The sequence below is a fragment of the Caldimonas sp. genome (genome assembly GCF_046289365.1).
Lineage (GTDB): Bacteria > Pseudomonadota > Gammaproteobacteria > Burkholderiales > Burkholderiaceae_C > Caldimonas.
In genome coordinates this window covers 1-8389 of sequence record NZ_JBKBVU010000134.1, presented here as the reverse complement: position 1 = coordinate 8389, position 8389 = coordinate 1, and the positions used below count along the sequence as shown (strand labels likewise).

The window sequence follows — 8389 nt, the reverse complement described above, 5'->3', positions numbered from 1 at the left end:
CTCCGAACCCGGGGCCCACATCCTGTCGGGCGCGGTGATGGATCCGCGCGCGATGAACGAGCTTTTCCCCAATTGGAAGGAACTGGGCGCGCCGCTGAACCAGCCCGTCACCGGCGATGATGTGCTCACGCTCACCGAGACCGGCAGCACGCGCATCCCCGACTTCTTCGTGCCGCGCAACTTCCACAACGACGGGTGCTACGTCATCTCGCTGGGCAACGTGGTCAAGTGGATGGCCGAGCAGGCCGAGGGCCTGGGCGTGGAGATCTTCCCGGGCTTTGCCGCCGCCGAGGTGCTCTATGACGGGCAGGGCCGCGTGCGCGGCGTGGCCACCGGCAACATGGGCGTGGGCAAGGACGGCCAGCCCACCGATCATTTTCAGCTCGGCATGGAGCTGCTGGGCAAGTACACCATCTTCGCTGAGGGTGCGCGCGGGCATCTGGGCAAGCAGCTCATCGCCCGCTACAAGCTCGATGCAGGCAAGGACCCGCAGACCTATGCGATCGGCATCAAGGAACTGTGGGAGATCGACCCGGCCAAGGCCAAGCCGGGCCTGGTGGTGCACACCGCCGGCTGGCCCATGGATGATCAGACCTTCGGTGGCGGCTTCCTCTACCACCTCGAGGACAACAAGGTCACGCTGGGCTTCGTGATCGGCCTGGATTACCAGAACCCCTGGCTCAGCCCCTTCGAGGAGATGCAGCGCTGGAAGACGCACCCGGCCATCCGGGCGCATATCGAGGGCGGCAAGCGCCTGAGTTATGGCGCCCGCGCCATCAACAATGGCACACCCCAGGCCCTGCCCAAGACGGTGTTCCCGGGCGGTGCCCTGGTGGGCTGCGACGCCGGCTACCTCAATGCGGCGCGCATCAAGGGCAGCCATGCCGCCATCAAGAGCGGCATGCTGTGCGCCGAGGCCGTCTTCGACGCCGTGACGGCCGGGCGGTCGGCCGACGAGCTGACGGCCTACCCCGAGGCTTTCGAGAAGAGCTGGCTGTACGAGGAACTGCAGCAGTCGCGCAACTTCAAGCACTGGTTCAAGAAGGGCCCGCTGGTGGGCAAGCTGATGACCGGGGTGGAGCAGTGGCTGCTGCCCAAGATCGGCATCCACAGCCCGCCGTGGACCCTGCACCGCGACCAGCCCGACCATGTCTATCTCAAGCCGGCCGACCAGTGCGAGAAGATCGTCTACCCCAAACCCGACGGGACGCTGACCTTCGACCGCCTGTCCTCGGTGTTCGTGAGCAACACCAACCACGAGGAGAACCAGCCGGCCCACCTGACGCTCAAGGACTCCAGCGTGCCCGTGGCGGTCAACCTGAGCCGGTTTGCCGGGCCCGAGAGCCGCTACTGCCCGGCGGGCGTGTACGAATTCGTCAAGGGCGAAGACGGCAGCGACCGCCTGCAGATCAACGCGCAGAACTGCGTGCACTGCAAGACCTGCGACATCAAGGATCCGACGCAGAACATCGTCTGGGTCACGCCGGAAGGCGGTGGCGGGCCCAACTACGCGGGCATGTGACCCCCCGCCCGGGCGCTGCCTCGGGGGATATTCGGCGGCCCCGGGGTCGCCATTTTCTTGGCCGGTGAATTACACTGGCATCTGTCAGGAGAGAGCCCCTGCGGGGGCCGCCGAAGGCGCAGGGCCCAAGCCCGAACGCTCAGGCACCCAGGACTGACAAGCGCCTTGTGGACAAGGCGTTCCTCACTGGAGAGAGGCCGGGCGACGATGGTCATCCGGCCCACCGAAGGGGCAAGCCGCTGCGGCTGAAACAGTCAGGCGGCCAATCTCTCAGGTAAAGCGGACAGCGAGGGCAGCACATGCCGGACCGGCTTTCGGGACGGCATGCTCGCATGACAGCCCCAGGAGAACGCCATGTCCGCCCAAGTCTCGACGCCCGCGCTGCTGCGCACGCCCCTGTACGCCCTGCACCAAGAGTATGGCGCCCGCATGGTGCCTTTTGCCGGCTATGAGATGCCGGTGCAGTACGAAGGCATCATCGCCGAGCATCGGCAGTGCCGCGAGAGTGCAGCCCTGTTCGACGTCTCCCACATGGGCCAGATCCGCTTGGTTGGAGAAGATGCCGCCCGCGCCCTGGAATCGTTGGTGCCGGTGGACGTGATCGACTTGCCGGTGGGCAAGCAGCGCTACGGCTTCTTCACCAACGCCAGCGGCGGCATCCTCGACGACCTGATGATCACGCGTCGGGAGAACGATCTGCTGCTGGTGGTCAATGCGGCCAACAAGCAGGCCGACCTGGTGCATCTGAACACCCACATCGGTCACCGCTGCACGGTGCAGGCCCTGCCCGACCGGGCGCTGCTGGCCCTGCAAGGTCCGCTGGCCGCCGACGCCCTGGCCCGTGTGAACGCCGATGTGCAGCGGCTGAGATTCATGACGGGTGATCATTTCACGCTCGCCGGCAAGGCCTGTTTCGTGACCCGTTCGGGCTACACCGGGGAGGACGGTTTCGAGATCTCTGTGGCCGCCGAGGACGCCGAGGCCCTGGCCCGCGTGCTGTTGATGCAGCCCGAGGTGAAGCTGGCCGGCCTGGGCGCTCGCGACACCTTGCGCCTGGAAGCCGGCCTGTGCCTGCACGGGCACGACATCGACGCCCAGACCACACCAGTGCAGGCCGCGCTGGCCTGGGCGATCCAGAAGGTGCGCCGGCCCGGCGGCGCCCGTGCAGGCGGCTATCCCGGCGCCCAGACGATCGAGCTGCAACTGGCCCAGGGGGCCCTGGTCAAGCGCGTGGGCCTGCTCGGCCTGGAGCGAGCCCCGGTGCGCGAGGGCGCCAAGTTGCTCGATGCAGCCCGTCACAACGCCGGTCACGTCACCAGCGGCACCGTAAGCCCCACGCTGGGTGTGCCCATCGCGATGGGTTACCTGCCGGTCAACCATGCGGCCACCGGCTCCATCGTGCATGCCGTGGTGCGCGAGAAAACCCACCCGATGCGGGTGACGGCCCTGCCCTTCGTGCCGCACCGCTATTACCGCTGATCACCCCGTTTTCCATTCCATCCAGGAGTCCTGCATGACCGTCAAGTACACCCCCGACCACGAGTGGATCGAACTCGATGGCGACGAAGGCGTCGCCACCATTGGCATCACGCCCCATGCCCAAGACGCGCTGGGCGATGTGGTCTTCGTCGACCTGCCTGCCGTGGGGGCCGAGTTCAAAAAGGGCGACGTGGCCGGCGTGGTCGAATCGGTCAAGGCTGCCGCCGACGTCTACGCACCGGTCAGTGGGCACATCCTCGAAGTGAACGAGGCGCTGCGCGCCGACCCGTCGCTGGCCAATTCCGACCCGTTGGGCAAGGGCTGGTTCTTCAAGATCAAGATGGACGATCTGGCCGAGTTCGATGCCTTGCTCGACGCCCCGGCCTACGACGCACTCGTCAAGAACGCCTGACCTGCGAGCGACGGCCGCAGCCTGCCTGTGCAGGTGCGGCCGTCGAATGACCTTCTTCGCCCCAACGCCATGCTCATGTCTGCCCTCACCCCCTTGAGCGACCTCGAAGCCCGCGATGAATTCGTGGCCCGCCACATCGGCATCGATGCCGCCGATGAACGCGCGATGCTCTCGGCCATCGGTGCGGCCTCCCGCGCCGCCCTGATGGAGGCCGTCGTGCCGCGCAGCATCGTGCGCAGCGCCCCGATGGAGCTGCCTGCGCCGGTACCGGAGGCTCGCGCCCTCGAGGAACTCAAGACCATTGCCGCTCGCAACCGGGTGCTGCGCAGCCACATCGGTCAGGGCTATTACGGCACCCACACGCCCAGCGTCATCCTGCGCAACGTGCTGGAGAACCCCGCCTGGTACACCGCCTACACGCCCTACCAGGCCGAGATCTCGCAAGGGCGCATGGAAGCCCTGGTGAACTTCCAGACCATGGTGTGCGACCTGACGGGCATGGCGATTGCCAATGCCTCGATGCTGGACGAGGCCACGGCCGCGGCCGAGGCCATGACCCTGGCTGCCCGGGTGGGCAAGAGCAAGAGCACGACCTTCTTCGTGGCCGACGACGTGCTGCCCCAGACCCTGGAAGTGGTGCGCACCCGCGCGCGGCCGCTCGGGCTGACGGTGGTAACCGGCCCGGCCGAGCAGGCCGGGCGGACGGACTGCTTCGCCGCCCTGTTCCAGTACCCGGGCGTCACCGGTCGCATCCTGGACCTGCGGCCGCTGACCGAGGCCGTGCATGCCCGCGGCGCCCTGGCCATAGTGGCCGCCGACCTGCTGGCTCTGACCCTGCTGGTGCCGCCGGGCGAACAGGGCGCCGACATCGTCGTGGGCACGACGCAGCGCTTCGGCATGCCCATGGGCAATGGCGGGCCGCATGCCGCCTATATGGCCACGCGCGACGAGTTCAAGCGTTCGCTGCCCGGCCGCCTGGTGGGCGTGAGCGTGGATGCCCACGGCGCTCCGGCCTACCGCCTGGCGCTGCAGACGCGCGAGCAACACATCCGCCGCGAGAAGGCCACGTCCAACATCTGCACCGCACAGGTGTTGCCGGCCGTCGTGGCCAGCATGTATGCCGTCTACCACGGCCCGCAGGGCCTCAAGCGCATTGCCCAGCGCGTGGCCAGCTTCACTGCGGTGCTGGCGCAGGGCCTGGCCAGCCTGGGTTGGGCCACCACCCACGACACCGCCTTTGACACCCTGGAGCTGCGCACGGGCGAGCAGACCGAGGCCCTGCTGGCCGCTGCCGTGGCCGCAGGCATGAACCTGCGCCGCGCCAGCGCGACCACCGTGGGCATCTCGCTGGACGAGACCACCACGCGCGAGCATGTGCAAGCGCTGTGGCGGGTGTTCGCCCAGGGCCGCCCCCTGCCCTCGTGGGACGCCGCCGAGAAGGGCGTCGCCCCGCTCATCCCTGAGGCACTGCGCCGCACCAGCCCCTACCTCACTCATCCGGTCTTCAACACCCATCACTCCGAGACGGAGATGCTGCGCTACCTTCGCAGCCTGTCGGACAAGGACTTGGCGCTGGACCGCACGATGATCCCGCTGGGTTCGTGCACGATGAAGCTCAACGCCACCAGCGAGATGATCCCCATCACCTGGCCGGAGTTTGCGCACATCCACCCCTTTGCACCGCAGGACCAGCTACAGGGCTATGCGCAGCTCAACGAGCAACTGTGCGCCTGGCTGAGCCAGGCCACGGGCTATGCCGGCATCAGCCTGCAGCCCAACGCCGGCTCGCAGGGCGAATACGCCGGGCTGCTGATCATCCAGGCCTACCATGAGGCACGGGGCCAGGGGCATCGCAACATCTGCCTGATCCCCGAATCGGCCCACGGCACCAACCCGGCCTCGGCCCAGATGGCAGGCATGCAGGTCGTGGTGACCAAGTGCGACGCCGACGGCAATGTGGATCTGGAGGACCTGCGCGCCAAGTGCGAGCAGTACAGCGAACGCCTGGCCTGCGTGATGATCACCTACCCCTCGACCTATGGGGTGTTCGAGACGCGCGTGAAGGAGCTGTGCGAGCTGGTGCATGCCCATGGTGGGCGCGTCTACGTCGATGGCGCGAACATGAACGCGCTGGTGGGCGTGGCCGCGCCTGGCGAGTTCGGCGGCGATGTGAGCCATCTGAACCTGCACAAGACCTTCTGCATCCCCCACGGTGGGGGCGGCCCGGGTGTGGGCCCGGTGTGCGTGGTGGCCGATCTCGTGCCCTTCCTGCCGGCGCACCGCAGCGCGGGCCTGGGCAGCGATTCGCAGGTGGGGGCGGTGAGCGCCGCCCCGCTGGGCAATGCCGCGGTGCTGCCGATCTCGTGGATGTATGTGCGCATGATGGGCGCCGAAGGCCTGAAGGCCGCCACCGAAACCGCCATCCTGAGCGCCAACTACATCGCCGCACGCCTGGACGGCCCTTACGAGCTGCATTTCAGCAGCAACGTGCCGGGTATCAAGGGCGGTGGTGTGGCCCACGAGTGCATCCTGGACCTGCGTCCGCTGAAGGAAACCAGCGGCATCACGGCCGAGGACGTGGCCAAGCGCCTCATCGACTACGGCTTCCATGCGCCCACGCTGAGCTTCCCAGTGGCCGGCACGCTGATGGTTGAGCCCACCGAGAGCGAGTCGCTGGCCGAGCTGGACCGCTTCGTCGAGGCCATGCTGGCCATCCGCGAGGAGATTGCCAAAGTCGAGCGCGGCGAATGGCCGCGCGAGGACAACCCGCTGAAGAATGCGCCGCACACGGCCGAGAGCCTGCTCAAGGCCGAGTGGAACCATGCCTACACCCGCGAAGAGGCCGCCTACCCGCTGGCCAGTTTGCGCCGGCAGAAGTACTGGTCGCCGGTGGGCCGGGTGGACAACGTCTACGGCGACCGCAACCTGTTCTGCAGTTGCGTGCCCTTGAGCGACTACCAGTAAGACCGTCATGAAACAGCAATTCGCCAGCGACAACTACGCGGGAATGTGCCCGGAGGCTACGCATTGGTTCATGCAGGCCAATGCCAGTGGTCACCAGCCCGGCTACGGCGAGGACATCTGGACCCAACGCTCGACCGACAGGATCCGCGAGCTCTTCCAGACCGATTGCGACGTCTATTTCGTGTTCAACGGCACGGCGGCCAATTCGTTGGCGTTGGCCGCGATGTGCCAGAGCTACCACTCGGTGATCTGCACGCCGGTGGCCCACATCGAGACCGACGAGTGTGGCGGGCCGGAGTTCTTTTCGAACGGCTCGAAGCTGCTGGTGGCCGAAGCCGAGAGCCCCTCCGCCCGGCTGGGCAAGCTCACCCCCGACGCGGTGGAGCAGCTCGTCACCAAGCGCAGCGACATCCACTACCCCAAGCCCAAGGTGGTGAGCCTGACGCAAGCCACCGAACTGGGCACGGTCTACACCGTGGAGGAGGTGCGTGCGATCTCGGCGATTGCGAAACGGCGCAAGCTCAAGCTGCACATGGACGGTGCGCGCTTTGCCAATGCGGTGGCCGCGCTGGGCTGCCACCCCAGCGAGATCACCTGGCGCGCCGGCGTGGACGTGCTGTGCTTCGGTGGCACCAAGAACGGCCTGCCCATCGGCGAAGCGGTGGTCTTCTTCGACCGGGCGCTGTCGGAGGACTTCGCCTACCGTGTGAAGCAGGCGGGTCAGTTGGCCTCGAAGATGCGTTTCATCTCGGCTCCCTGGGTGGGCCTGCTGGAAAACGACGTCTGGCTGCGCAATGCCCGGCATGCCAATGCGATGGCGCAACGCCTTTATGAGGCGATCCGCGATATCCCTGGTGTGCAGGTGCTGCACCCCCCGCAGGTGAACTCGGTGTTCGCCCAGCTCCCGGCCCCGGTCATCGAGCGCCTGTACGCGAAGGGCTGGAAGTTCTACCAGTTCATCGCCGGTGGCGGCTGCCGATTGATGTGCGCCTGGGACACCACGGCCGAGGCGGTGGATGCTTTTGCCGCCGACCTGCGGCAGCTCTGCCAGGACTGAATCTCATCCCTCCTGCAGCCTGCCCATGGCCGTCTCGGTCTTCGACCTCTTCAAAGTGGGCATCGGTCCGTCGAGCTCGCACACCGTGGGTCCGATGCGGGCCGCGCGGATGTTCATCGAGCGGCTGCGGCATGAGGGGGTGCTCGACGCCGTGACGCGCGTGCGCTGCGAGTTGTACGGCTCGCTGGGCGCCACCGGCAAGGGCCATGGCAGCGACAAGGCCGTGCTGCTGGGCTTGGCCGGCCACGAGCCCGACACGGTGGATGTAGACCAGGTGCCTGCGATGCTGGAGGCGATCCGCCAGGAGCGCGCACTCGTGCTGGGCGGCACCCATCGCGTCGCGCTGAACGAGGCCGAGGACCTGGTCTTCCTGCGCCGCCAGAGCCTGCCCTTCCATGCCAACGGCATGCGCTTCCTGGCGTTCGATGCCGCTGGCGCCGAGCTGGCTGCGCGCATCTATTTCTCGGTGGGCGGGGGCTTCGTGGTCAGCGAGGAGGTCGCCGCCGACGGGAGCAGGCAAAAGCGCATCGCGCCCGACACCACCGTGCTGCCCCTGCCCTTTCACAGCGGGGCCGAACTGCTGGCGCTCACCCGCCGCGAGGGCCTGTCCATCGCCGGCGTGATGCGCGTGAACGAGCGTCATTGGCGCAGCGATGCCGAGATCGACGCGGGGCTGCTGCACATCTGGCGGGTGATGCAGGAATGCGTGAACCGCGGCTGCCGTGCCGAGGGCACGCTGCCCGGGGGCTACAAGGTGCGCCGGCGCGCAGCGGCGCTGTACCGCTCGCTCACGGCCCACCCGGAAGCAGCCCTGAAGGACCCGCTGCAGGTGATGGATTGGGTGAACCTTTATGCCCTGGCGGTCAACGAAGAAAATGCGGCCGGCGGGCGCGTGGTGACCGCCCCCACCAATGGGGCCGCCGGCATCGTGCCGGCCGCGCTCGAGATGATGGAC

The 8389-nt window shown here is 67.5% G+C and carries 6 protein-coding genes and 2 riboswitches; all 6 genes read left to right on the top strand.

Going from position 1 to position 8389, the window contains the following annotated elements:
- Window positions 1–1522 (top strand): electron transfer flavoprotein-ubiquinone oxidoreductase (locus ACK42S_RS12725; protein WP_409707990.1); only part of this gene is annotated, 1522 nt, incomplete at its 5' end.
- A gap of 75 nt (window positions 1523–1597) precedes the next feature.
- Window positions 1598–1688: riboswitch (glycine riboswitch) on the top strand.
- 10 nt (window positions 1689–1698) lie between these two features.
- Window positions 1699–1819, top strand: a riboswitch (glycine riboswitch).
- Window positions 1820–1876: 57 nt separating this feature from the next.
- Window positions 1877–3001, top strand: coding sequence for a glycine cleavage system aminomethyltransferase GcvT (gene gcvT, locus ACK42S_RS12720; protein ID WP_409707987.1), 1125 nt, complete (start codon window positions 1877–1879; stop codon window positions 2999–3001).
- Between the two features lie 34 nt (window positions 3002–3035).
- The gene (gene gcvH / locus ACK42S_RS12715) at window positions 3036–3413 is read left to right on the top strand and encodes a glycine cleavage system protein GcvH (protein ID WP_409707984.1); all 378 of its coding nucleotides are present in this window, start codon (window positions 3036–3038) and stop codon (window positions 3411–3413) included.
- Between the two features lie 69 nt (window positions 3414–3482).
- The gene (gene gcvP, locus ACK42S_RS12710; RefSeq protein WP_409707981.1) at window positions 3483–6377 is read left to right on the top strand and encodes an aminomethyl-transferring glycine dehydrogenase; all 2895 of its coding nucleotides are present in this window, start codon (window positions 3483–3485) and stop codon (window positions 6375–6377) included.
- Window positions 6378–6384: 7 nt separating this feature from the next.
- Window positions 6385–7434 (top strand): threonine aldolase family protein, encoded by a 1050-nt coding sequence (locus ACK42S_RS12705; RefSeq protein ID WP_409707978.1) that lies wholly within the window; start codon window positions 6385–6387, stop codon window positions 7432–7434.
- A 25-nt stretch (window positions 7435–7459) separates the two neighbouring features.
- A partial coding sequence (locus ACK42S_RS12700) for an L-serine ammonia-lyase (RefSeq protein ID WP_409707975.1) occupies window positions 7460–8389 on the top strand: 930 nt, incomplete at its 3' end.

Bases quoted from the DNA above. Each gene is read 5' to 3' on its own strand.
- gcvT (WP_409707987.1), top strand. From the start codon at position 1,877: ATGTCCGCCCAAGTCTCGACGCCCGCGCTGCTGCGCACGCCCCTGTAC.
- gcvP (WP_409707981.1), top strand. From the start codon at position 3,483: ATGCTCATGTCTGCCCTCACCCCCTTGAGCGACCTCGAAGCCCGCGAT.
- gcvH (WP_409707984.1), top strand. From the start codon at position 3,036: ATGACCGTCAAGTACACCCCCGACCACGAGTGGATCGAACTCGATGGC.
- ACK42S_RS12705 (WP_409707978.1), top strand. From the start codon at position 6,385: ATGAAACAGCAATTCGCCAGCGACAACTACGCGGGAATGTGCCCGGAG.